Origin of the sequence: Reichenbachiella versicolor, from assembly GCF_003171675.1 — a bacterium.
GTDB classification, from domain to species: Bacteria; Bacteroidota; Bacteroidia; order Cytophagales; family Cyclobacteriaceae; genus Reichenbachiella; species Reichenbachiella versicolor.
Genome location: NZ_QFZQ01000004.1, coordinates 1 through 25,843, shown reverse-complemented (window position 1 = coordinate 25,843; position 25,843 = coordinate 1). Strand labels below are relative to the sequence as shown.

The window sequence follows — 25,843 nt, the reverse complement described above, 5'->3', positions numbered from 1 at the left end:
TTGTTATTGAGGTAATTGCAGGGTATAAAAACAAAAAAACCTCACAGCTTTCACTGTGAGGGTTTTAATGAGGTCCCGAGCGGATTCGAACCGCTGTACGAGGTTTTGCAGACCTCTGCCTAGCCACTCGGCCACAGGACCAATTTATTATTTCCTTCTTCTATTACGAAGCAGGATAATTTTTGGTGGTGCAAATCTAGAATTTTTATTGTACCTACCAAAGATTGTATTAAGCTTTTCGAGCATTAATTACTAACCCATTGATCTTAAGGCAAAAGAAAAAGGCACGTGGTCAACGTGCCTTTCAATTTATAATTCCACAGTGGAAATAAGCTAATACTTATTTTTTTCCACCTTCCATTTGCTCTTTCAAAGCAGATAGTGCATCAAGATCTCCAAGTGTAGACCTTTCAGCCTCTGCGTTCACTTTGTCGATAGCGATATTTCTTCCACCCTTCTTCTTATTACCACCTTTACCAGATGGCTTCTCGATCTCATCAGAGTAAGTAGCTACGTGAGATAGAGCGATTCTTCTTTCGTCTTTAGAGAAGTCAATCACTACGAAATCGAGAGCTTCACCGATAGCAGCCTTAGAACCGTCTTCTTTCTTCAAGTTTCTCATTGAAGCGAATCCTTCTAATCCATAAGGAAGCTCAAGCAATGCACCTTTGTCGATCATAGTGTTCACAGTACACTTGTGAGTAGATCCGATAGCGAATGTATCCTCGAATGCATCCCATGGATTCTCCTCCAATTGTTTGTGACCTAATGCCAATCTTCTATTATCAATATCAAGCTCAAGAACTTTGACTTCAAGCTCCTCTCCTACCTGTACGAATTCAGATGGGTGTTTCACTTTCTTAGTCCATGACAAGTCAGATACGTGAACAAGACCGTCGATACCTTCTTCAAGCTCGATGAACAATCCGAAGTTAGTCAAGTTTCTAACTGTTCCTTTGTGGTCAGTTCCCACTGCGTACTTAGTCAATACATCCTGCTTAGTCCATGGATCTTCAGTCAATTGCTTGATACCAAGAGACATTTTTCTCTCTTCTCTATCGATAGTCAATACCACTGCCTCAAGCTCGTCTCCGATCTTGATGAAATCTTGAGGATTTCTCAAGTGCTGAGACCAAGACATTTCAGATACGTGAATCAATCCTTCTACACCTGGCTGGATTTCAAGGAATGCACCGTAATCAGCTACGTTTACGATCTTACCTTTCACCTGAGTTCCTACATCAGTAGTAGCCGCTAGCGAATCCCATGGGTGCTCTGACAATTGCTTCATACCCAAAGAAATTCTCTTCTTATCATCGTCGAAGTCAAGAACAACCACATTAACTTTCTCGTCAAGAGACAATACTTCGTCTGGGTGGTTAACTCTACCCCATGAGATATCGGTAATGTGAAGAAGACCATCAACACCACCTAGATCGATGAATACACCGAAGTTAGTCATGTTCTTGATCACACCTTCTAGTACTTGACCTTTCTCAAGGTTCTCAAGGATTTGAGCTTTTTGCTTCTCAAGATCTTTCTCAATCAATACTTTGTGAGATACGACTACGTTGTCGTTAGTGTAGTTGATTTTCACAACTTTCACTTCCATCTTCTTATCTACGAAAATATCGAAGTCTCTGATAGGCTTCACATCGATCTGTGAACCTGGCAAGAACGCCTCTACACCGAAGATATCTACGATCAAACCACCTTTGGTTCTTCTCTTCACCATACCGTCGATTACTAGATCTTGCTCGTAAGACTTTTGGATATTCTCCCATGCACTTACGATCTTAGCTTTTCTTCTTGAAAGAATAAGCTGACCGTTGTTGTCTTCTTGCTCTTCTAGATATACTTCTACTTCATCACCAGCTTTAAGGTCAGGAGTATCTCTAAATTCTGAAGCAGAAACTAGACCATCAGATTTGAATCCAATGTTTACAATTACGTCTCTAGACGTCATGCTTACAACAGTACCTTTCAACACTTTCTTTTCTTCTACAGTGTTCAAAGTACCAGCGTACAACGCCTCCATCTCAGCTCTTTGAGCGTCAGAGTATCCTTCACCAAATCCTTTGGTATCAATTGCATCCCAATCGAATTCTTCTTCGACTACTGGAGCAGCTACAGGAGCTTCTGTTTTTGGAGTTTCGTTTACTTCAGGAGTTTGAGCAGCTTGTTCTGCTGCTTCGTTTTTTTCTTCTGCCATCTTTAACAGTTCCCTTTGAAATACAGTACAGTGCGGGAAATCTGTACCATTTTGTTTTACAATTACTTCATTGAAATTCTTTCCAACAAAGCTCCTTCACTCGAAGGGAGCGCAAAGGTAAGTATTATCGAACTAAAGACACAGTATTATTAAAACATAAAATCACTATGCGACTCCAGCATTTAATCATGGTATCTTACTGATAAACAATCAATACCTTCCATGTCCGTATACAAAACACTTACTCGAATAGGCACTAAACTTCTAAAGCCGAGTACTTTCTTCAAATACGCATTCAACCTCTCTCCCATGTATAGAAGAAGTACGGGTAGAGTCATCGAAGTTTCTGAAAGCCTATTACAAGTCAAAATCAAAATTCCGATTAGTTACAAAAACAGAAATTATGTCAACTCGATATTCGGTGGTAGCATGTTTTCAGCCACTGATCCGATCGCTATGATACAGCTGATTTATATCCTAGGAGAAGACTATGTGGTTTGGGATAAAAGTTCGGAAATAAGATTTAGAAAACCTGCAAAGCAAGATTTATATGCTCAGTTTGAATTTACGGCCAAGGACATTGAAAATATTAAGAAACGAATTGATTTAGAAAATGAAATCAACTTCCCTATTACGGTTCTTTTAACTGACGAGTCCAAGTCTCAAGTATTCTGTAAGATTAATAAAGTTATCTACATCGCTGACAAGACACACTACAAAGCAAAAAGAAAAGCTAAAACAGAGAGTCAATAATATTTTCTCTTCAAGTTTTATTGTTTCTTCAAAGAGAATTGCATTTTCCGCGCTGTGCAATTCGTCTTATCTTTAAATCGAACTAAATTGAGCCGACTTTGAATACTTAATGAAGTTATCCACCTCAGTGGTGTAGCGTATCTTCATAATTTTATTTAAAGATCGACTCAAGAATCAGAGAATTAAACCCAATGGGCCAAAGCCCTGCGATTAAAGAAATTAACACATACCATGAAGATATTCCTAAAGGTTCTAAAGATATCTGCACTTGTATTTATTGGATTATTGATCACACTAATAGTAGCTGGATGGGCTCTACAAGATCGTATTATCCAGATGGCGATCGACAAAGCCAGTGAGACAATCGGCGCTCCCATGGAGATCGAAAAAGTTAAATTCTCTCTTATAAAAGACTTCCCTGAAGCCAGTCTTGACTTTGGTAATATGTGGATTGGCAGAGAATTAGAAGATTCTAAAATCGATACTTTAGCCAAAATCGACAATTTACACGTGACATTGAATGTTGAAGATTTAATGAACAATATCTTCACCGTTCACAGAGTAGAAGTCTCCGAAGGCTACATTAAGTATCTGGTAGACACAACTGGAGTGTCTTGTTATGATTTTTTACTGGTGAGTGACAGTACGACTGCAGAAATAGATACTGTTGAAACATCTGCTCCACTGGACCTTAGTATAGATGCCTTGACTCTTAAAGAAATAGAACTGATTTATTCGGATGATCAATTGGGGGCAGGTGTCAATGTAAATATTCCAGAGCTAAGCGCTACCGCTGATCTAGATAGTCTTAAAACACTGGCGACAACTGCTGGAGCACTAACTCTCTCAAACATCCGATACGATGACTCCAATGCAAATAGACTTAACAAAGCTCAACTAACCTTTGATGTAGACTATAAGTCAGACTCGATCAAGGCACGTTCGATTTCACTCAAAACTGACGAACTAGCTTATGAAATGAGTGGAGATATTATTCTTGGAGAGAATATATATACAGATATCAATACATCTATCAATATCCCAAACCTTGCTTCTTTGATGAAATTTTCCTCAGACGAAATGCTTGACACCTTAGGAATAGGTCAGGTATCTGGATCTTTCAATATTGACACACAAATCAAAGGGTATGTAAGTGAAGAAACAATCCCTCATTATGAGACTTCATTCAACTTAGCTAATGCTAGTATCAAGTATGCAGAATACCCTACCGCATATAATATAAACCTAAAAGGTAACGCCACTAATGGAAGTAAAAACAACAACAGTACGACTTCTGTAAACCTGAAACTTTTTGAAGTAGACTGTAGTGGAAATCATATCCAGTTGGCTGGAAAATTCAGCAATCTAGACAAGCTCTCTTATTCTGTTCAGTCAAGTATTGATTTGAATCTAGCCAAATCGAAATCGCTTATACCTGACGACCCGTTCAAAAAACTTAGTGGCATAGTCAATGCAGTAGTAGTCACTAGCGGAACTCTTCCTACTGAAATCAATGATGCTTTCATAGAATCAGCTATTAGAAAAACAAAGATCGACCTAAAGTTCAATGGGCTTAATGTTGCTATGGACTCGGTACCCGAGATTCGCGACTTATCCGCCAATCTACGTTTCAAGCACAATGAACTATCACTTAAAAACTTTACAGTCAATGTTCCAGAATACCAACAAAGAATAGTAAACACCTCTGCTCAAGTTCTCTTCAAGGGACAATACTTAAAACCAGAATACTTAGATATTGAAATTCCTAAGTTTTACTTATCTACTACTGAAAACATCCTAAAAGGATCTGTGAGTGTATGTGATATGAAAGAAGTAGATTTCGATCTCGTTACAGCACTAAATCTTGATCTTGAATATTTAAAACAGTTCGCTTCTGATACGTTAGTCAATGACATGAACGGAAAACTATTGGCTGACATCAAGTCTCGTGGACAGATTCACCTTGATTCAATAGAACAACAGATTCAACCAATACTTTTCGATCAAAGCTCTTTTGATATTCGAATGAAGAACATCAACACTGACATGACTGATCAAATGATGAATGTCAAAGACCTAAATGGTCAGGTTGTTTTTACGAATCGTCTACTACAAATTAAAAATTTCAAAGGTGAGTACAGTGAAATCAAATTCAAAATCGATACAACTACTGTCCGAAATTTGGTGGAGACCGTAATCGAGAACCAAGCAGACACTCTTAAAGTAGAGAGTATAACTCATCTCGGTCATCTGGACTATGACAAGTTAATGGCTATGATAGCTTCTCCCGAAGGAGAAGCTAATAATAAAGAACCTGAATCTAGTGAACCTTCTGAACCACAGAGATGGAAGATGGAAGCCAAAGGGAAGTTTTTTATTGAAAGTGTGAAGTATGAGAACGCATTACTGGAAGATATTACCGCTTTATACAACCTACAAGACACCATCTACACTATAGACAAACTTCACTTTGATGGCTTTGGAGGTGACGGAATAGCATCCTTAAAAGTAACCTTATTAAAAGATGAAGAAATGTTTTTAAATATGAAAGGTCAGGTTGATAACTTAGACATGGCTAGAATGGCTAGGGAACTTCCTTCTATTTTCGAAGAATACATATCTCACGAGCAAATGAGTGGCCTTCTCACGAGCGAAGAGTCCTATTTACAATTTTCAATGAAGGAAATAGATGGTGAATATGGCCCTGATTTAGAAAGTATGATGATGAAATCACATATTTTCTTCAAGGATGGAGGTTTTTATAACTATCCTGCAATTACAGAAGCATTGAAAGAAATGCCCAGTACAAAAGATAAGCCAGACACACTACTTTTTAATACTATAGATACATATATATTTATTTTTAATAATGCAATTAATATTCCTGGAACTAAAATCGTCACCAACAAACTAAACGCTAAGCTAGTGGGAGAACAAAGTTTTGGTGAAAATTATGATTATAGAGTAGGAATAAACATCAAAGAGGTTCTCTTTAACAATAAGAAAAAACAAAAAATTAAAGAAGAGCAAATTGACATAGACATTGATGATGTAGACTTGGACAAACTAAAATGGCTTAAGTCTCAAGGAAAAGACGGTAAGTATAAAAATGTTTTTATTACCTCAGAAGATTTTAAAAGAAAAGAAAAGCTGATAAGAGCAAGAAGAAATTTTTTAAAGGTTAAATTTCATCCAAATCTATTTAGCTTTAATACGAACGTATCCTACTAGATTTTTGAATATTAGATTACAACATATGAAAACGAATTATTTAATAAAACTGAGTTTTGCTTTGTGCTTTTTTGTCTTGTACTCATGCTCAGATGATGAAGATGAATCTGTCTGCACAGAGCCACAAAACGTTTGCAACCCTGGTCAAGTGGAGGTTCTTTTAACTTCATGTGAAGATGGTGAAGGAAAAGAATTATATCAAGTAGGTGACATAACCTATGAATCACTTGAAGATGCGAGTGAAGCAGCCGCAGCTCAATGTACTAATACGGCAAAAGCTGATATTGATTCCCGAATTCAGGTAATTGTAGCGTCACTTAGACGAATGAAACTATAAGGTATTACTTTTATTCAGTAAAAAAGGCCTCTCTTCCGAAAGGCCTTTTTCATTTTTAACTACTACTGTCTCTTTTATCTCCTATACACCACACTAGCCTTCGACCCTAAGACTATTACATTGTCTTTGATGCTTATCTCTCCTCCATACCAAAGCATAGATTGATACCCTGATAGTTGATTCAAACTGACCGGAATGCTCTTCTCTGAGATATTATGAAGTACTCCTAATGTCTGATTTTCATAGGTACGACTATAGGCTATTAATCTATTACTATTAACAGGTAAGTCCTGAATATCTCCTAGTGAAAGTGCTTTATTAGCTTTTCGCAGCTGAATTAAGTCCTTGTAGTGATTAAATACTGAATTAGAGTCAGCAGCTTGATCTTCCATTGACTTTATACTATCGAAGGTAGAATGTCGAGCTTCAATCCATTTTGACTGCATTGAATCTGACTGATCCCATAGCATCGGCTCACGTATGAATTCATCTGGCTTCATCCCCAACATACCTATCTCCTCTCCATAATAGATATAAGGAGTTCCAGGTAAAGTAAACAATAGGTTCGCGGCTTGTTTGATTTTTGATTGATCACCATCAAATACCGAAGCGACTCTGTTTTGATCATGATTGCTCAAAAAACTTGCTTCTAAAAAGTTTTGATTGTAAGACTTAAACCAAGGCAACGACGCATTAATCACAGATGCGATGCTAACAGTACTATCTATTTGATATCCATGCCCCGCTATATTGGCTACAGTAGCTCTTCCATTATTTACTGATTCTAGAATACTAAAGGCTCTATCAAAGTTGAACAATGCTGTAAAACCTGCTGCATAAGGAGAAGCTGACTTAGCGTCTGACCAAACTTCCCCAATTAAGTAGACATCGGGGTTAGCCTTCTGCATCTCCGCCTTAAACTCTTTCCAAAATGCATGACTATCTTCAGCTCTATCATCAGGATAAATATGCTTAGCAGCATCCAGTCTAAACCCGTCCACTCCTATTTCCTCTAACCAAAATCGTCCTATTGAGTAAAACTCTTCACGAACTTTGGGATTGTCATAATTCAAGTCGGGCATTCCTCCATAGAAGTACCCATAGTAATGTTCGTCTTTTGTATTTCCTTCCTCAATCGGGTGCCATTGACGGATATTATCCGAATCGAAAGCAGTTTCCTTTTTTTCGATTTCATTGGCTATCGAATCAATGTCGGCCCACACATAGTAGTCACGATACTCTGAATCTTTGCTAGACTTTGCATCTTTAAACCATGGATGCTCTGATGAACTGTGATTGATCACAAAATCCATCACCACTTGTATATCTCTTTGATGAGCTTCTTCGATAAATTTCTTAAAGTCTTCTATGGTGCCATAGTCTGGATGTATACCTCTATAATCAACCACATCATACTTATGATAACTCGGAGACGGATTGATTGGCATGAGCCATATCGCATCAATTCCCAAGTCAACTAAGTAATCTAGCTTAGAAGTCATACCTGGTATATCCCCGATTCCATCGCCATTAGAATCTGCAAAAGACTGAACGAAAATCTCGTAAAAAACAGCGTCGCTGTAGTCTTTCTTAAGTTCAGTAGCTGGCATGGTTTCTTGTCTTTGTTCAGACTTAGGTGTACAACTGTAAATAAAAACGCAAAAAAGCAGCGAGTGAAATACTGACAGCTTTTTTATACTGATTAATTTATTCATATTCAGAGAAATATTGTTTGAATGATGCATTAGTCTCCATCTGAGACTGTGGAATAGGAAAAACTACTCTATAAGGGTCTATGTCTTGACCAAGGTCGACTCCGGCTTTCCAAGACCAGTTATATCCAGATATAAATTTACCATCCCTGATTAAGTCCATACGACGAGTTCCTTCCCAGTACATCTCTCTCACTCTTTCGTCCATCACATCAGACAGTGTAAGAGTAGTTAAGTTCTCAGGAGCAGCGTTGATATCACCTTTATCCTCTGGAGCTCTTGCTCTATCTCTTAGCTCATTGATATATCCCAACGCTGTAGCGCTATTTCCATTAGATGCACCTCTAGCTGTAGCCTCAGCATACATCAAATAGGCATCACCTAGTCGGAAGTAAGGGACATCAGTATCTGCATGGTCTTGATTGCTTCCTGCCATATCGTCCTTAGTTCTATTGATATACTTTGGAACTGCTATACCCGCTGTAAACTCACCAATATCAGATTTTCTAGGAATAGTCTCACTCTGTCCATTACTATAGAAAATACCTCTTGGGTCTTGGTCAGCATCTCCATAGTTAAACTTATCCAGCATAGCTGTAGTCGTACGAATACCTGCCCATCCGCCACTGACTCCATAATTTGTCAACGCTTCTTTCTCAAATTCATCTTCAGAGCTATCTTCTGTACCATCAACTACATTGTCAGACATCCTCTCACCTATTGCAGCACTGACTAAGAATGTCGTTCCTCCCCAGTTTTGTGAACTCGTTCCATCAGACACGATTGGAAAAATCATCTCAGGAGATAAATGGTTATCCGCTTTGAAAAGATCAGCGTAAAATGGCTCTAGAGAGTATCCTGCTGCTATGACTTTTTCAACTGCTGTGATCACTTCCTCATACTTTGCTTGTTCGATATAGACCTCTGCATTCAAATATAGCCTTGCCTGCATCATCCAAACTGCTGCTTTATCTGCCCGGCCGTATTGATTAGTTCTTGGCTCTGGAAGAGATTCGGCTAGCTCCGATAGCTCTGTCTCCAACCAACCAAATAGTTCTTCAGGTTCGGACTGCAATGGCGTACTACCAAGCCCTTCAAAAATGGGTACGAACCTAAATAAATCTAAAGCATGAGTATAGGCCAATGCTCTTAAGAACCTTGCTTCTTCGCGATACGCAGCTATCTCAGCTCTATTTTCCTGAGGTATACCATAGCTATCAAGATTTCCTTCGCTTGATTGTTCTATAAAGTCATTGCACAAGGAAACAGTATAGAATATTCTATAATACAATACTCTAACAAACTGATTACTAGCCGTCCAATTGTGTTCGTGCATATCTCTGATACCAGCATCTGTCCAAGCTATAATAGCTTCATCAGTAGTTAATTCTTGGGCTTTCCAATAGGATCGAATATAACTGGTAAACCCTTCGTCATTGACTATTGAGATATCAGCATCTCCGTTTGGACCATCTTGTCCTGTCAATATAAAACTAGCATAGAGTTTGGCTAGATACTGCTTGTAGCTATCTGGATCGCTAAATGCTACTGCTTCTGTCAAACCATTTTGTGGTGTGACATCTAGATCTGTACATCCAACGGCCAGTATCGATAATAATATTATTAAAACTCGTTTCATCGTTGTCTTTAGTTTAGAATGTAACATTTACTCCTAGAATGGCTGTGATAGCTCTCGGGTAGACATTATTGTCAATACCATTGTTATTGATACCATCTCCTAGTAAGGATATTTCTGGGTCTATTCCTGAATAGTTAGTGATGGTAAACACGTTTTGAACGGTTCCATAAACTCTGATCTTAGCGTATTTCAATTCGTCGAAACTGTAACCGAGCGAGATATTGTCCAATCTCACAAATGAAGCATTCTCAATGAAATAGTCTGATCTCAATTGCTTTTGCCCAAAATCAGTATCAAGCGTTCCCTTGTGAATATTGTTTAAGACCTGCTTGTCTGTTATAAGCGAGTAACCATTATTGGATGACGCTAAGTTGTTGTAGACATAGTTTCCAAAATTACCTCTCAAGGTAAAATTCAAGTCAAACTTTTTATATCTCATAGATGAAGTAAGACCTGCTACCCATTTAGGAGCTGGATTTTTACCCACGTACAGATCATTGTCATCAATCTTCCCATCACCATTCAGATCTTCGTACATATCCATCAGAGAAATCGCCGAATTCGGATCAACAGGAGTTCCATCCTGATTAGGATATCTCTTATTGTCCCTGTGAGGGTTACCATCTTCATCATACCTATGTTTGAAGGTTCTAAATGAATATGCTGGTTTCCCTACTTGCAATACCTGAATAGTCTGACCGACATCTCCTGCGATATTACCGATCTCATACACTACATTTCCTCCCGATCCATCTAGAGCCAATACTTCATTTCTATTGGCGGAAGCGTTTAAGCTAAGAGACCAGCTGAAGTCTTCATTGTCAATCACGGTGCTATTCAGTGTAATTTCAATTCCTTCGTTTCTTACGCTACCTACATTTCTGATGAGTCGGTCTCTTACATTTGACCCTGCATCAATCGCCACAGTATTCAGTAGATCGTTCGTGTTTTTTCTATATAAGTCAACTGAACCATACAGCCTGCCATTGATAAAACCGAAGTCTACTCCGGCGTTGTAGCTGACTGTTTCCTCCCATTTAATGTCTGGATCGGCACCAGTGGGTCTAAGAGTAGGGACATATTCATTTCCAAACTGGTAAGACGCGTCTGGTTGACCATATTCATAGAGAGAGACATATTTGAAATCTGGAATATTCTGATTACCAGTGACTCCATATCCCCATCTTAGTTTCAAATCACTAAGCCAATTATCTGTACCAGCCATGAAGTCTTCGTCTATAACTCTCCATGCGAGAGCAAGAGATGGAAATAGCCCCCATCTGTTTTCTTCACCAAACCTTGTCGAACCATCTCTCCTCAAAGTAGCGGTCAACAGATACTTGTCATTGAAAGTGTAATTGACTCTACCAAAAAATGAGATCAGTCTGTTTTCAAGAATCGAGCTATCGTTCTTGTCAAACATCATCTCATTCCAAGAGCCGTCTGCATTCCTAGATAGATCTGCGGAGTCCAATTCAAAGAAATCAAATCTAGAATCGAAGTCCTGATAAGAATATCCTCCTATAAGGTCCACTTTGCTTTTTAGACTTGTAAACTCCTTATTGTAGTTGACATATGCTTCTAGCATTTTACTCGTTCGCTCGAAGTCTTCTTGAAAATAGAACTCTCCTGTGTAGTCTCCCACATTAGCATCAAATCTATCGGCGGATAGTGATTTGATTCTATCCCCATCTTGAAAGTCATATGAGGCATTTAAGTTGACATTAATATCTCTAAAGAATGGCAAAACATAATTGGCTTGACCATTGAATAGATATCTATTGACAGTTCCTTTTTCGGATGTTTGATTGATTTGTGCCAATGGATTTCTGGTAGCTAGCTTTTCATTCCACTCGAAATAGGTTCCATCTTCATTGAATGGGGCACGAGTAGGGTCAAAAATCAAAGCTTGATTCGTAACTTCTGCTGCGTAGACATCATCAGACCAGCCTGACTTTACATTAAACTTTAGTTTCAAATCATCTCTTAAAAGCTTTCTTTCATATCTGGCTGCCAAGTTTATATTTTGAGTTTCAGAGGTTTTTAATACTCCTTGGCTCTTCATGTAACTGGCAGACGCATAGTAATTGTTCTTCTCATCAGCCTTGCCTATTGTAACTAAGTGTCTGGTACCTGTAGCTGTTTGTGTAATTTCATCCAACCAATCCGTACTTGCATCGCCTAGCTCATTGACTTTATCTGGTTCTTTAAAGGCTACTAGCTCTCTGTATTCTCCTGGTTTGAAGAATTCTACATCACCTACGAATTGTGAAATGGTAAAACTTCCGTCGTAGGTTGCTCTGAGCTTACCTTTTTGACCTGACTTAGTAGTAATGATGATTACACCATTGGCTGCTCTAGATCCATAGATCGCTGCGGCTGATGCATCCTTCAATACAGTCATGCTTTCAATATCTGCTGGATTGATGAAATTCAAAGCGCCTCTTCCTCTTTGAGCATCGCCGGGATTGTGTCCTTCAGATTCAATTGGCACACCATCTACTACTATCAAAGGCTCATTGGAATAGTTAAGAGAAGTACCTCCTCTTATTCTAATTTTGGCTGATGCTCCGGGCTGACCTCCTGAACTGGATATCTGAACACCTGCTACTTTTCCAGCTAATAGATTCTCTGGTCCAGCTAATACTCCTTGGTTGAAATCATCAGAATTCACTTCTGCTACTACACCTGTCGCATCTTTCTTTTCTACTTGACCATAACCAATTACGACTACCTCCGAGAGCTCCTGAATATCTAGCTTGAGCGGAATATCAATTACTGATCTAGCTCCTACTATAATTTCTTCTTTTTTGAAACCAATGAAGCTAAACTCCAATACTGCATCCTCTCCTACAGTCAGAGAATACTCTCCGTTGATATTGGTAACGGTGCCGCCACCAGTAGATTTATTAATTATACTCACACCAGGGATCGGCTCGCCATCTGTAGCATCTGTCACTACCCCTCGTACCGTTCTATCCTGTGCCCATGCTGCACTGAGCGGTAATGCTACGATCATTACGATCCAGAAATACCGCACTATCTCTGTTCTAAATCGGATTTTCATATCATTCATCTAGTTTATCTATAACTTAGTCTTTATCAATATCAATTTCTCATCTATCGTTTCACCCATCTTAGGCTTAGGTATTCATCATTTACCCATACCTTGATAAGGTAAACCCCATCGCTCAAACCTCCAACATAGACTCTATTATCATCCATGTGAGTAGTCTCATTATGCACTGCCTTACCTGACACGTCATATATTTCATACGCTTTAATCGGCAAATCAGATGATAAGGTGATCCATGAATCGGCTGGATTAGGAACTACTAGAACTATATTCTCCGATAACTCATCTGAATTCACGAAAAGGACGGTAGGGTCCCCATCTATATAATTCTCTAACTTCTTAGTAGTATAAATTCTAAAGGCTCCTGCACTCAATACCTCTTGGTAGTTTTGGTAGTCAGAGACTGAAATAACTTCTTCGGTGAGGTAATTGTACCATGTTCCATTTTGCGTCAAGCCTACTTTTACAGACTGTGAAGTTTTGTTAAAGTTTCCTACAACGGTGATGGTGACATCTGGATGATCAATCGTAATCCACTTTACACCTCCAGAACTTTTCATATCGTAGTATCTGGAATCTATATATTCTGTTTTCGTCTTCAAATTCATCAGTGAAGTATATACATCTACTAATTTTGCTCGTTTTTCTTGCTCTAGGTATTCCCAGTGTGTCGGTTTTATTGCCAATCTATCATCATTTAATTCTTCATCATATCCCATCTCCCCAAACTGCCAGATCATTTTCGGACCTGGTATGGTAAAGAAAAACGCAGCGTTCAATTGACATCTGGCAACTGATTCGCTAAGTGTTCTAGTGTTAGTTTTCATTAGATCCCACATTACTCTCTCCTCGTCATGGCTTTCCATATAGGCTACTAGATGCGGGTCGTCCCAGCCCATACCTTCATGAAAAACATTGTCCAATGACCGAGAATTACCCTTGGCTAAACTTCTGTATTCGGGATTTCGATTGCCCCATAGCATCATACCATAGTTTGACAATTCTGTCTCTTCTTGGTTGACTGCAAGGTGCTCTAAGATGACATAGGCATCTTCATCTATCGACCAGATATGATCTGCCATTCTTTTCAGTAGTGCTATTCTCGATGCATCATATGCACTCCATGCATCTACACTTCCCAAAGTGTTTTTTTGAGTAAAACCTTTACTTAGGTCAAATCTGAATCCATCAAATTTGTATTCCTGAAGCCAAAACTCATTCACTCTATCTAAATAGGTCTTGGTGTACTCACTTTCGTGATTGAAGTCATAACCTACATTAAAATCATGTTTAGCTGTTTTATTTAGATAAACATTATCATTAGTAGGTGCATTATATCCTCCTGAGTTTTCCATTCTCACCAATGGACTTCTACCAAAGGCATGGTTCAAGACAATATCTGCAATTACAGCTATACCTCTTTTATGAGATTCATCAATCAGTTTTTTGAGCTGATCTTCAGTACCGTAGTACTTATCTGTAGCCAGCATAAAAGAAGGATTGTACCCCCAGCTGTTATTCCCCTCGAACTCGGTAATGGGAAGTAACTCAATGGCATTGATTCCAAGAGATTTTAAATAATCTAGTCTAGAAATGACCGATTCATAGTCTCTCTGATCTGTAAAGTCTCTGACTAATAATTCGTAGATCATTAAATCTTCTTTGGCTGGTCTTTCGAAATTGACAACCTCCCATGAATAGGCTGTCTGTCCAGTCTGAATATAGGTCACGGCATCAGAAGTCTTGTCATTAGGGTAGTTTTCTAAATCTGGATAGCGGTTTTGAGCGATTATCTCTGGATCGTCAAAGGGTGATCCTATTTTCTCAGAGTATGGGTCAGCGATTCTGATCTCACCGTCGATCAAATATTGAAATCTATAATTGTCTCCTTTAGTCAACCCACCAACTGTTAGCCAAAACTGTTCTCCATCTTTATTCATCAAATAGTCATTGTCCAGTGTCCAATCATTAAAATCTCCTATAACAAATACATTTTCTTTATTGGGGGCCGTGAGTACTAGGGTTACTGTATTGTCATCTATATAGTTGATACCATCTTGAACTCCTGCTGGTAGCGGATTGGAAGGTGGTGTGGGGGAAACGGCATAGCTGAAAGTAGTTTCTACTGACTCGATGCCATTGTTGGCTACCGCCTTCAATACATGAACATCATCATCATCCGCTACTATATATGAACTGGTTAGTTCTGTTGCATTGTTCGCAGGACTTCCTTGAGCTACATCGTCATGATATAGGGTAATCGTAGATGACTCTGAAGTCTTCACGGTGATCGGTATTTCAAATCCTGAAGTATAGAATTTGAAATTGCCCTCTGGCTCTATAAACTTGATCACAAAGCCATCCGTCACTTCTGTGACATAATCTTCTGTCTGACCATCAGCCCAATCATCTCCTTTCAGCAAGAAGCCTATGGAAGTGATATTATCTTTTGAGGTATTGAAAAATGTAGAAGGAGTAATAGTAATGTCAAAGTAGACTCTACCACCTTCAGATCTTTTGGTGAATTTGGCTGCGTTAGTAATTGATGCATTACTACTAGCTGGATTCACATTGGACGGTGGGTTAATAGATGTATTGGTAGGCAACCATGCCCAAAGCCATGCTTCAGACCAACTGCTGGGTGACTGGAAAGAGACATCATAGGTAATGGTAATCTCATCGTTAGCCGCAAAGAACTCAGGATCTACAGTAGGCGATATCGCTAACTTTTGAGCACTTGCTGATAAGGTCAAAATAAAAAATAACAGATATATAAACCCTGATCTCATTTGATATGAAGTTGATAATTTAAAATGAAGCTCCCTACTCTGGGGAAAATGTCTTCAAAATTTTATTTAAGCTCGCTCTTAATCGAAAATTGAGAAATTAAACCCAACGGATTATAGTCCTATAATTAATTGAGTTTAAGAAAAGAGACCTGATACACCCAGATCTCTTAAAAACTGTATGATTATTCAACTACTGCTGTGAATGTAGCAGTATAAGTTTCTCCTTCGTCATCAGTGAATAGCTTCACTTCGTATGTTTTGGTAACTCCTACTTCAAAGTTGCCATCGCCATCTTTAGATATATTGCCAGTATCTCCAGCGACAGTGACATCGTCATATCCTAGCGCATCATCCCATTTGTCATTAGCTCTGAATTTGAAAGCATTACCAGCAGTCAACTCGATAGTTCCTCCGCCAGCACTTACGCCATCAAACATCGTCCAAGTGTGCTCTGTCATCGCAGCTTCGTAGAACATGTCATGATCTTCGAATGATGCGTCAGCTGTTGGCCATCCGTTTGGAGTAGCGCTACCTGTCAATGCCCAAGCGTAGTCATTTGGAGACCAAGCTGCGGGCGTATAATCGGCTGTTTTAGTCAATTCTACTTTGAACCCATCCTCAGCAGACCAAGTGATGTCTACAGTAAAGTAAGCTTCTTCTACTCCTCCGTCACCAGCTGCATTTACCGGCATATTTGCTCCTACATTACCTGGCGCTAAGTTGGTATAATCACCATCTACACCACCAAAGTTGGTAAACAGCATGTATCCGTTGTCAGCACCGAAACCAGCTTCTGCATCGATTCGTCTATCGATATTCCAGTTACAGTTAAATCTGATTTTCCACTCTCCTTTGACCATCAATACATTAGTACCTGTCCATTTTCCGCCATCTGCACTTACGGAACCATCGAAGTTTGTACTTCCACCCCATCCATTTGGAGTAGCACTACCTATTACACCTACTTGATTGATTTTATAAGGAATAATCTCCTTAGTAGTTTGGTCAAAAGTCACTTTGTATAGACCTTCTGAAGCAATGTTGAAAGCTGCACCATCCAACTCACCTGCTATCACTGGGTATTCGCCTGTAGCATCTGGACAGTCTGCCGAAGCATTGTCTCCAGTACCTGCTGTACCTCCAAATGTTTGTTCTACAGCTTGATTGAAGATCTGAACGATGTTATAATCTCCAGCTGTCAAGTATACATAGTTGGCTGCAAAACCAATTCTTTCTTGAGCTCCAAACCCATCGTCTTCTACTTGCTCTACTACTAGTTTAGATGCAGAAACAGGATCCTCTCCAGCCTTGGCTATGTAATAACCATCAGCTACTTTGATACCTTCATCTCCTCCACCTATATCACTACTATCGTCTGAGTCATCACATGATACAGTGAAGACAATCATCAATACTGACATGAAATAGGCCAGAATCTTATCATACTTTTTCATAACGCTAAGTTTTAATTAATTCGAAGTTTAAAATTGTACTTTTTTAAGTTTTGCTTTTTGAACATCCAGTTCTCTTAAAAAAGCTTCATCTCAAACATGCCAACCATTAATTAACATTCACTTAACCTTTTCAGACTGTTTTTTTGATTTCTTAATGCCTCAATTGGAAGAAGATTAACAAATCATTAATCAGACTGATAATCCAATGGTAAAGGATAATTATTTATAAACAAGGGCTTTGATAGCTTTTTTTAGTGCAAAAGTCATCGAAATCGAACCCGCAAACGATTGCAATTCCAATTCGTACTTACATTAATTTTCAAAACTTTATTAAATCGATATAAAAGTCTATTTTACGCTTACAACCTCCGTAAACGATTGCATTATTTTTATTTCAAAAAGAACTAAACACTATCCTATTATTATATTAGCGAGCGTTTCGTCCTGTTTACTTAGGAATTAAGGATTTTCCATGAATGTGAATTTTAGTAGGTTTAATTATTAATGAAAAAATCAGCGGTCACTATAAAAGATCTCGCCAAGGAGCTTGGCATCTCCCCATCTACTGTATCTAGAGCTCTAAATGATCATCCAGACATTAGTGTAGAAACTAAAAAAGAGGTCAATGATTTGGCTAAGCGTCTCAACTACGAACCTAATGTAGTCGCTCAAAACCTTCGCAGTCAAAAAACACATACTATAGGAGTAATCATACCTGAGATTGTTCACTTTTTCTTCTCTACGGTAATCTCTGGTATCGAAGAGGTCGCTTATAATGCAGGCTATACGGTGATGTTTTGTCAAACGAGTGAGTCTTATGAACGTGAGGTCAAAGACACTAAAGCTCTGCTCAATCAAAGAATAGACGGAATGATCGCTTCATTCTCTAAGGAGACTACCAATTTTGATCATTTTAAAGAAGTCGCTAACAAAATCCCTCTTGTCCTGTTCGATAGAGAAACTGATGACCTCGATGTGAGTAAAGTAATAGTGGATGATTACTATGGTGCTGCTATCGCTACTCAGCACTTAATAGATCAGGGATATTCTAAAATCGCTCACCTTGCTGGTCCTGAAAACTTGATCATAAGTGCGGAAAGAAAACGTGGATATGAAGAGACACTGAGCAAAAATAACCTTCGTATCACCCCTGAGTACATTCTCCCGTGTTTCAAAGGCACAATGGACGAAGGATATCATGCCATGAAACGACTCATTGACCTTCCTAATAGACCTGACGCTGTTTTTGCTAACAATGACATGGCTGCATATGGTGCTATGAAGGCTATCAAGGACGAAGGTCTAAACATACCCAATGACATTGGAATTACTGGTTTCAGCAATTGGCAGTTTTCTTCATTGATAGACCCTCAGCTTACCACCGTCGCACAACCAGGGGTAGAAATGGGTCGAGCAGCTGCTAGAAGATTGATCTTGGAACTAGAAGCTAAAAATGAGACTCCTAAACCTACCACTCAGGTTTTAAAAACTGATTTGATCATCAGAGAGTCTACCCGAAAGGAGAAATAACCCTTCTCAAAGGCTATTCTGTGGTTTAGTGGATAATTTTTTAGTACTCAATAGGAATACGTAACTACCCCCTCGGTGTTTTTACTGATCCAATTGAGATTTTTAACAATCCCCTCGACTAAATAGGCACTTCCCTCGGTTATTTTTATATTCCCCTCGGAGTTTTTAATCTTCCCCTCGGTATTATTTACCACTCTCTACAGGGTAAATTATCCTTCCCACGATGTGGGAAGACCAAAGATTTATGTAGGAAACACTAAATTCTACTAGGGGAGATTTATTAATATCTTGGGGTATACCCAAATCAATGTAGTGAGCTATTGATTTCTCTAAGAATGGCTTGGGTATCTATTTTAAAAAAGTACTTATATAGAATCGCACTGTCACTACGCTATTTATTTGAAACAGATTAGCGTTTCTTAAAAGTTAGATTACTCTTTAGGGCGGTATGATTTATCGGTAGCACCTCCGTCTTCTCGGAAGGTTTTCTAGCTTCAGCATAGAAAAGCTATCCAAGATCTCACCGCTCATATATTTGGTAAGCGTGAGATCCCAGATAATTACACAACCTATCGACATTAGTAATTTCTAGGATGACGACCATCAAAGGTGAAATCAATAAAATACGCCATGAATAATCTAATTGTATATCCAATCAGACAATACCAAAGATGTAATCGAATATAAAAAACAAGTTACTTATGAATAAAAACTCTCTACTGGGACTATATCCGAAAATATTTTGCAACTCTTCCGCAATCGATTGAATCCCCTTACAACGGCTTTAAACGGCATTGACGTCATATAAACGTATATTTTGCACTTAAAAAGTCTTGCCCTCAAGACAACTTGTCTCGTACATTTGAATAGCTTTTTGAAACATCCAATTCTCTTTAAAGGCTTCATCATAGCTGCTAGCATATAGTATATAAACTGCTTTATGATTGTAGAAGAGAAGACACAAACCAAAACCTCTCGTACTAACAATAATTCGGTCGGGCAGCTGGTTTCCTATCAAGTAGATGCGCAGTCTTTTAGTGCTGAAACTAATCAGGAAATCATCAAGATCGAACTGTACGAAGATGGTATCGTGCGAGTGAGGGTAAGTAGAAATGATACTTTCGACCCATTTCACTATGCACTAGAAGACTCCCTCAAGCCGAAGTCTATAGATTTTATTGAGAGAGAGGACGGCATAGTCATCTCTACTGACCTGTTAGAGATTACTCTTTTAAAGAATCCTTTCCGTATCATATTCAGAGATGAAAAAGGTAAAATCCTCAACGAGGATGACGCATCCTTCGGTACATCATGGCTAGGTGAGCAGGTTACTACTTACAAAAAACTCCAACCTAATGAAAAATTCGTAGGCCTAGGTGAAAAGACAGGACCTCTCAACAAACGTGGTAGAGGATATCAAAACTGGAACACTGATCACTTTGGATATGGTGTGGAGTCTGACCCTATATATAGTTCGATTCCATTTTACATAGGTATTCATGATCAGGGGGCATATGGTATCTTTTTTAATAATTCTCATAAGACACACTTCAACTTTGGTGCGTCCAACAATCGTTTTTCGAGCTTCGCAGCTGACTCTGGTGACATGGACTATTTTTTTATTCACCAAAAATCGGTCACTGAGATAGTTCAAGCTTACAGTAGGATCACTGGTAAAATGACAATGCCGCCAAAATGGTCACTTGGCTACCAGCAATGCAGATATAGTTACTATCCGGATACTGAAGTTCTGAATACCGCTCAGACATTTAGAGATAAAGAAATCCCCGCCGATACTATCGTGCTTGACATTCATTATATGGATAAGTACAAGATCTTCACTTGGGACAAGGAAAGATTTCCAAATCCTGAAGTCATGATCAAAAACTTAAAGAATATGGGCTTCAAGGTCGTGGTGATGTGTGACCCAGGCATTAAAAATGAATCTGGATATCACACCTATGAGGATGGGGTTGAAAAGGACGTTTTCATCAAATACCCTGACGGACAATACTACGAAGGCGAGGTCTGGCCGGGATGGTGTCACTTCCCTGACTTCACCAAACCTGAGGCTAGAAGATGGTGGGCTGATCAATTAAAACAGTACACGGCTATTGGTATAGAAGGATTTTGGAATGACATGAACGAAATCGCTACTTGGGGAAATATGCTTCCAGATATGATTGATTTCGATTTTGATGGAGAGGGGGCTACTTCTCGCCAAGCCAGAAATGTCTACGGCATGATGATGGCCAAAAGCACTATGGAGGGTGCGCAAGAGAATCTCAATGGTAAAAGACCTTTTAACCTAACAAGATCTGGGTTCGCTGGAATTCAAAAATATGCCGCTGTATGGACTGGTGACAATATAGCTTCGGATGAGCACATGATGCTTGGCATGAGAATGCTGACCAATATGGCGCTTTCAGGGGTATCGTTCGCTGGGTTTGACGCAGGAGGATTCATTGGCAATGCTTCAGAAGCCCTATTCGCCAGATGGGTTTCCATGGCAGCTTTTACTCCATTCTTCAGAGGACATTCTAATGTCAATACTAAGTCGAGTGAACCTTGGACATACGGTGAACATACTGAGGAGATCTCTAGAAACTACATTTCATTGAGATATAGAATGATGCCTTATATCTATTCTACTTTCTATGAATCTAGTACAGATGGAACTCCTATCAATAGATCTTTGGTATTGGTAGACCCTCAGGATGATGTCATTTATCAGGAACAATATGAAAATGAGTTCCTCTTTGGTCAATCATTATTAGTAGCTCCAACGCCAAGCACAAAGGATATCGAAAAAATATATCTACCTGAAGGAACATGGTTTGACTTCTTTACGGATCAGTCATACGCTGGCCAAAGTGAACACTTAATTGAATGCCCTACGGAAAAACTTCCAGTATTTGCAAAAGCGTCATCCATTATTCCTATCCAATCAAAAGTCCAATCCAACCAAGAAAAACCAAATGAGACATTAGAAATTCATCTATACAAAGGAGATAAAAAGAACTCCTTTATTTATTATGAAGATGATGGCGAATCATACGAGTACCAATTTGACCAATACTATAAAAGAGAGATCACTTATTCTCCTAAAGACTCCGCATTGACCTTCGGACATATAGAGGGTGATTACCAAAGTCATTTTAGCAAAGTAAAGGTTTACTTCCACGGCTTTTCTGATACAGAAACTGATGGATTCCCATCTGAAGACTACAGGTTCATCGAACCTCTATCGAATTTTGATCCGATCGAGACCATGACCAAACATGATTTTGTGATTAAAGACCTCCCCTACATCATTACAGATCTTAAAAATCAAGAATTCGGAATTAACTGGTAAACCCAATAAAAAGATAAAACATGAATAGAATAGTTATAGTCATATTGTTATTAGTTGAAATATCCTGCTCTTCTCAGCAAGAGCAGGATTATTTACAACTTAACTCCCCTTCCAATACTGTCAATGTATCCGTCGGTCTCGATGAAAAAGGTAATCCATATTATACAGCTCAGTATGGAAGCAAAACTGTAGCTGATACTTCAAAGCTTGGTTTCCTACTTGACAAAGGAGATCTACAGTCCGGACTAAAAATCATTGGGTCAAGCACTTCTACTTTTGACGAAACATGGGAACAGCCTTGGGGTGAAGAGCGAATGATTAGAAATAATTGTCAAGAACTCATCGTACAGTTTGAAAACAGAGAGGGAATAAAATACAACGTAGTTTTCCGAGCTTTTGATGATGGATATGCCTTCAGATATGAATTCCCTAAACAAGAAAAACTGCTCAACTTCTCAGTGATCGATGAAGTGTCTGAGTTCAAGATGTCCGATGACCACCCATCATGGTCTATCCCTGCATACCATGGGAATAGATACGAATATATTTATGATCATAAACCTATTAGTGAATTGGACATGGTTCATACACCATTCACTGTTGAAGCTACCAATGGCCTTTTCTTTCATATTCATGAAGCTGCTTTATATGATTATTCTAGCATGGTGATCAAAAATACGGGTAACAATGTATTGAAATGTGATTTGGTTCCTTTGAGTAAATCAGACCCTACAAAATCTTATTTAACTGCTCCTTTCAAGACTCCATGGAGAACCGTTCAAATCGGTGAACAACCCGGTGACTTGATTACTAATTACATGATCTTGAACCTTAATGAGCCTAACAAGCTTGGTGATGTTTCTTTTGTCAAACCAGGAAAGTATATAGGGGTCTGGTGGGAAATGTTTATCGGCGTAGGTACATGGCACCAAGGTTCAAAACATGCTGCAAACACAGCTAATGTCAAGAAGTATATTGATTTCGCTTCCGCTAATGGCTTTGATGGTGTATTAGTCGAAGGCTGGAACTATGGCTGGGATGGTCCTTGGATGGGCGGCGGTACTAAGTTTGAATTCACTAAGCCTTATCCGGATTTTGATGTAAAAGAGCTCAGTAAATATGCTGCTGATAGAAATGTTTACATCATAGGTCATCATGAAACTGGAGCTGATATAGAAAACTATGAGAGTCAACTAGAGCAATCATTTCAGTTCTTAGAAGACCACGGAATGAAAGCGGTAAAAACAGGCTATGTGGAAAATGGGGACACTCTTCCAAATGGGTACTACCACCATGGTCAGTACTTTGTACAACATTTCCAGAGGGTAATCGAAACCGGAGCCAGACACAAGACTATGATTGTCGCTCATGAACCGATCAAGGACACGGGAAAAAGAAGAACATACCCCAACATGGTTTCTAGAGAAGGGGCTAAAGGACAAGAGTACAACGCTATGGGTGGAAACCCTACGGAACACGTAACCGTGATTCCTTTCACTAGAAACTTAGCTGGACCGTTTGACTATACCCCAGGCGTCTTTGACATATTACTGAAAACTCGCGAAGGAGAACAGGTAGAAACGACCATTGGTAAAGAACTGGCGCTTTACACTGTCATCTATGCTCCTATGATGATGGCCAACGACCTTCCAGAAAATTATGAAGGGCATCCTGCTTTTGAGTACATCAAAAGTGTCCCTACCGATTGGGAACAAACAAAGGTACTGAATGGTGAAATCGGTAAATACGTTACCATCGCCCGACAAGAACGACAAGGTTCGGATTGGTTCATCGGTGGGGTAACGGATAAGGAAGCTAGAACTATAGATATAAAATTCGATTTCTTAGAGGCTGGTAAAAGTTACAAAGCCACTGTATTCTCTGATGCAGATGATACTCATTATATTGACAATCCTACTGCATATGACATCAAAGACTATGATGTAAACAATGAAAGCACCTTATCTTTAAAGATGGCACCTGGAGGCGGATTCGCTATCCGAGTGCTCTTACAATAAGATAAGATTATGCAAAAAAGACACCTACGTTTCTGGGAAGTTTGGAACCTAAGTTTCGGCTTCCTAGGTATTCAAATGGGATTCGCCTTGCAAAATGCCAATGCAAGTCGAATCCTTCAAATTTTCGGGGCAGATGTTCATGAACTTTCATGGTTTTGGGTTGTAGCTCCTCTCATGGGGTTCATTGTCCAACCCATCGTAGGACACTACAGCGACAGGACATGGACTAAACTTGGAAGGAGAAAACCTTTCTTTTTAGTAGGTGCAGTTTTAGCTGCGGTCGGTTTAGTTTTAATGCCACAAGCTGGTGCATTTACCGCCATCTTGCCTTCTCTGTGGATCGGAGCAGGTATGCTCATGATAATGGATGCATCATTTAACATAGCCATGGAACCATTTCGAGCCCTAGTAGCTGATATGATGCCTGCTGACCAAAGAACTCTTGGGTTTAGTATCCAAACCGTACTTATAGGAATCGGTGCCGTCATAGGATCTTGGCTTCCTTATGTATTGACTAATTTCTTAGGTATATCCAATCAGTCTGAAGCTGGTTTTGTCCCATTAAACCTTACCCTTTCTTTCATAATAGGAGCTGCTATTTTGATAGGTAGTATTTTAATAACAATTGTCACTACAAAAGAATACAACCCTGAAGAATTAAAACTTTTAAATGAACAGGATCATGGAGTATCAACCGAATCAGAAAACAACGATAGTCTATTAAATATCATCTCCGACTTTCAAAGAATGCCTAAGACAATGAGGCAGTTGAGTTGGGTACAATTTTTCAGTTGGTTTGGCCTATTTGGCATGTGGGTATATACTACGCCAGCAGTTGCTCATCACATATTCAAACTCCCTCTTACTGATACATCTTCTCAACAATATCAAAACTCCGGGGATTGGGTGGGTATCTTATTTGGTATTTACAACGCTACCTCCGCTGTCTATGCATTTTTCCTTCCGTCTATAGCCAAAAAGATCACAAGAAAGCTAACTCACTCCATATCTCTAATCATTGGAGGTGTTGGTCTTTTGTCCATATACTTTGTAGAAACTGCGAATCAACTCGTTTTTTCTATGATTTGTATAGGTATTTCATGGGCAAGCATACTCGCTATGCCTTACGCCATGTTAGCAGGATCCATTCCCAATAATAAGACCGGAGTCTATATGGGAATCTTTAACTTTTTCATTGTTATCCCTCAAATCATTAATGCCATTATCGGCGGACCGATGATAAAACACCTCTATAACGGCAACCCCATCTATGCTCTAATGTTAAGCGGCTGTGTCTTTTTTATTGCAGCTGGATTAAATCTTCGTGTGAACGAAAAATAATTTCTCAAAAAAACCTGCTTTTTTGGCTTTTTTCGGCGGTTGGCAGAGTTCGTAAGTATTTTGGCAGGATTCGAAATCCTGCCCTCCTCATCTTTGAATCATAATAATTCTCGAATGCTGCTGGCTCTGGGACATAGTTCCAGAGATCTTTAAGAGAATTCTAATTAATCTAAGAGGACCAACCATGTATCTAGTTGACCTAATCTACCTACCTAATATCTAATTAACCTGACCAATTTATTCGTCTATCTAATTGACCTATACCACATCTAATTGTTAACCTAATTGTTAACCTAATTGTTAACCTAATTGTTAACCTAATTGTTAACCTAATTGTTAACCTAATTGTTAACCTAATTGTTAACCTAATTGTTAACCTAATTGTTAACCTAATTG

General features: G+C 39.0%; 13 protein-coding genes and 1 tRNA gene. 7 read left to right on the top strand and 7 right to left on the bottom strand.

Annotation, left to right across the window (positions count from 1 at the left end; translation table 11 throughout):
* Window positions 1–70: 70 nt before the first annotated feature.
* Together DKG80_RS09840 and rpsA are read right to left on the bottom strand one after the other, a co-directional pair.
* A tRNA-Cys gene (locus DKG80_RS09840) sits at window positions 71–141 on the bottom strand.
* A gap of 199 nt (window positions 142–340) precedes the next feature.
* Window positions 341–2,212, bottom strand: a complete 1,872-nt coding sequence (rpsA, locus tag DKG80_RS09835) for a 30S ribosomal protein S1 (RefSeq protein WP_109831174.1) — start codon at window positions 2,210–2,212, stop codon at window positions 341–343.
* Window positions 2,213–2,434: 222 nt separating this feature from the next.
* Between rpsA and DKG80_RS09830 the strand changes: the two genes are divergently transcribed.
* The 3 genes from DKG80_RS09830 (at window position 2,435) to DKG80_RS09820 (ending at window position 6,533) form a co-directional block, all read left to right on the top strand.
* Window positions 2,435–2,965, top strand: a complete 531-nt coding sequence (locus tag DKG80_RS09830) for a DUF4442 domain-containing protein (protein WP_109831173.1) — start codon at window positions 2,435–2,437, stop codon at window positions 2,963–2,965.
* 231 nt (window positions 2,966–3,196) lie between these two features.
* A complete protein-coding gene (locus tag DKG80_RS09825) occupies window positions 3,197–6,196 on the top strand; it encodes an AsmA family protein (protein ID WP_109831172.1) in 3,000 nt (999 codons plus the stop codon).
* Window positions 6,197–6,221: 25 nt separating this feature from the next.
* Window positions 6,222–6,533 (top strand): hypothetical protein, encoded by a 312-nt coding sequence (locus DKG80_RS09820; RefSeq protein WP_109831171.1) that lies wholly within the window; start codon window positions 6,222–6,224, stop codon window positions 6,531–6,533.
* A gap of 74 nt (window positions 6,534–6,607) precedes the next feature.
* Here DKG80_RS09820 and DKG80_RS09815 read toward each other — a convergent pair whose 3' ends face one another.
* From DKG80_RS09815 to DKG80_RS09795, 5 genes are all read right to left on the bottom strand, one after another.
* A complete protein-coding gene (locus DKG80_RS09815) occupies window positions 6,608–8,248 on the bottom strand; it encodes an alpha-amylase family glycosyl hydrolase (RefSeq protein ID WP_109831289.1) in 1,641 nt (546 codons plus the stop codon).
* Window positions 8,241–9,884, bottom strand: coding sequence for a RagB/SusD family nutrient uptake outer membrane protein (locus tag DKG80_RS09810; RefSeq protein WP_162555795.1), 1,644 nt, complete (start codon window positions 9,882–9,884; stop codon window positions 8,241–8,243). Before DKG80_RS09810 ends, DKG80_RS09815 begins: the two co-directional genes overlap by 8 nt.
* Window positions 9,885–9,897: 13 nt before the next feature.
* Window positions 9,898–12,951, bottom strand: coding sequence for a SusC/RagA family TonB-linked outer membrane protein (locus DKG80_RS09805; RefSeq protein ID WP_162555794.1), 3,054 nt, complete (start codon window positions 12,949–12,951; stop codon window positions 9,898–9,900).
* A 53-nt stretch (window positions 12,952–13,004) separates the two neighbouring features.
* On the bottom strand, window positions 13,005–15,749 hold the full coding sequence (locus DKG80_RS09800; RefSeq protein ID WP_109831168.1) for an alpha-amylase family glycosyl hydrolase: 2,745 nt from the start codon (window positions 15,747–15,749) through the stop codon (window positions 13,005–13,007).
* A gap of 182 nt (window positions 15,750–15,931) precedes the next feature.
* Window positions 15,932–17,203, bottom strand: a complete 1,272-nt coding sequence (locus tag DKG80_RS09795; RefSeq protein ID WP_109831167.1) for a cadherin repeat domain-containing protein — start codon at window positions 17,201–17,203, stop codon at window positions 15,932–15,934.
* Between the two features lie 504 nt (window positions 17,204–17,707).
* On the opposite strand from DKG80_RS09795, the gene DKG80_RS09790 reads away from it, so the two are divergent.
* From DKG80_RS09790 to DKG80_RS09775, 4 genes are all read left to right on the top strand, one after another.
* A complete protein-coding gene (locus tag DKG80_RS09790; RefSeq protein WP_109831166.1) occupies window positions 17,708–18,733 on the top strand; it encodes a LacI family DNA-binding transcriptional regulator in 1,026 nt (341 codons plus the stop codon).
* 940 nt (window positions 18,734–19,673) lie between these two features.
* Entirely contained in the window at window positions 19,674–22,088 is a 2,415-nt protein-coding gene (locus tag DKG80_RS09785) for a glycoside hydrolase family 31 protein (protein WP_109831165.1), read from the top strand.
* Window positions 22,089–22,108: 20 nt separating this feature from the next.
* A complete protein-coding gene (locus tag DKG80_RS09780; RefSeq protein WP_109831164.1) occupies window positions 22,109–24,106 on the top strand; it encodes a glycoside hydrolase family 97 protein in 1,998 nt (665 codons plus the stop codon).
* Window positions 24,107–24,115: 9 nt separating this feature from the next.
* Window positions 24,116–25,447, top strand: coding sequence for an MFS transporter (locus tag DKG80_RS09775; protein WP_109831163.1), 1,332 nt, complete (start codon window positions 24,116–24,118; stop codon window positions 25,445–25,447).
* The last annotated feature ends 396 nt before the right edge of the window (window positions 25,448–25,843 follow it).

Coding starts and splice junctions, on each gene's coding strand:
- rpsA (WP_109831174.1), bottom strand. CDS start 2,212: ATGGCAGAAGAAAAAAACGAAGCAGCAGAACAAGCTGCTCAAACTCCT.
- DKG80_RS09830 (WP_109831173.1), top strand. CDS start 2,435: ATGTCCGTATACAAAACACTTACTCGAATAGGCACTAAACTTCTAAAG.
- DKG80_RS09825 (WP_109831172.1), top strand. CDS start 3,197: ATGAAGATATTCCTAAAGGTTCTAAAGATATCTGCACTTGTATTTATT.
- DKG80_RS09820 (WP_109831171.1), top strand. CDS start 6,222: ATGAAAACGAATTATTTAATAAAACTGAGTTTTGCTTTGTGCTTTTTT.
- DKG80_RS09815 (WP_109831289.1), bottom strand. CDS start 8,248: ATGAATAAATTAATCAGTATAAAAAAGCTGTCAGTATTTCACTCGCTG.
- DKG80_RS09810 (WP_162555795.1), bottom strand. CDS start 9,884: ATGAAACGAGTTTTAATAATATTATTATCGATACTGGCCGTTGGATGT.
- DKG80_RS09805 (WP_162555794.1), bottom strand. CDS start 12,951: ATGAAAATCCGATTTAGAACAGAGATAGTGCGGTATTTCTGGATCGTA.
- DKG80_RS09800 (WP_109831168.1), bottom strand. CDS start 15,749: ATGAGATCAGGGTTTATATATCTGTTATTTTTTATTTTGACCTTATCA.
- DKG80_RS09795 (WP_109831167.1), bottom strand. CDS start 17,203: ATGAAAAAGTATGATAAGATTCTGGCCTATTTCATGTCAGTATTGATG.
- DKG80_RS09790 (WP_109831166.1), top strand. CDS start 17,708: ATGAAAAAATCAGCGGTCACTATAAAAGATCTCGCCAAGGAGCTTGGC.
- DKG80_RS09785 (WP_109831165.1), top strand. CDS start 19,674: ATGATTGTAGAAGAGAAGACACAAACCAAAACCTCTCGTACTAACAAT.
- DKG80_RS09780 (WP_109831164.1), top strand. CDS start 22,109: ATGAATAGAATAGTTATAGTCATATTGTTATTAGTTGAAATATCCTGC.
- DKG80_RS09775 (WP_109831163.1), top strand. CDS start 24,116: ATGCAAAAAAGACACCTACGTTTCTGGGAAGTTTGGAACCTAAGTTTC.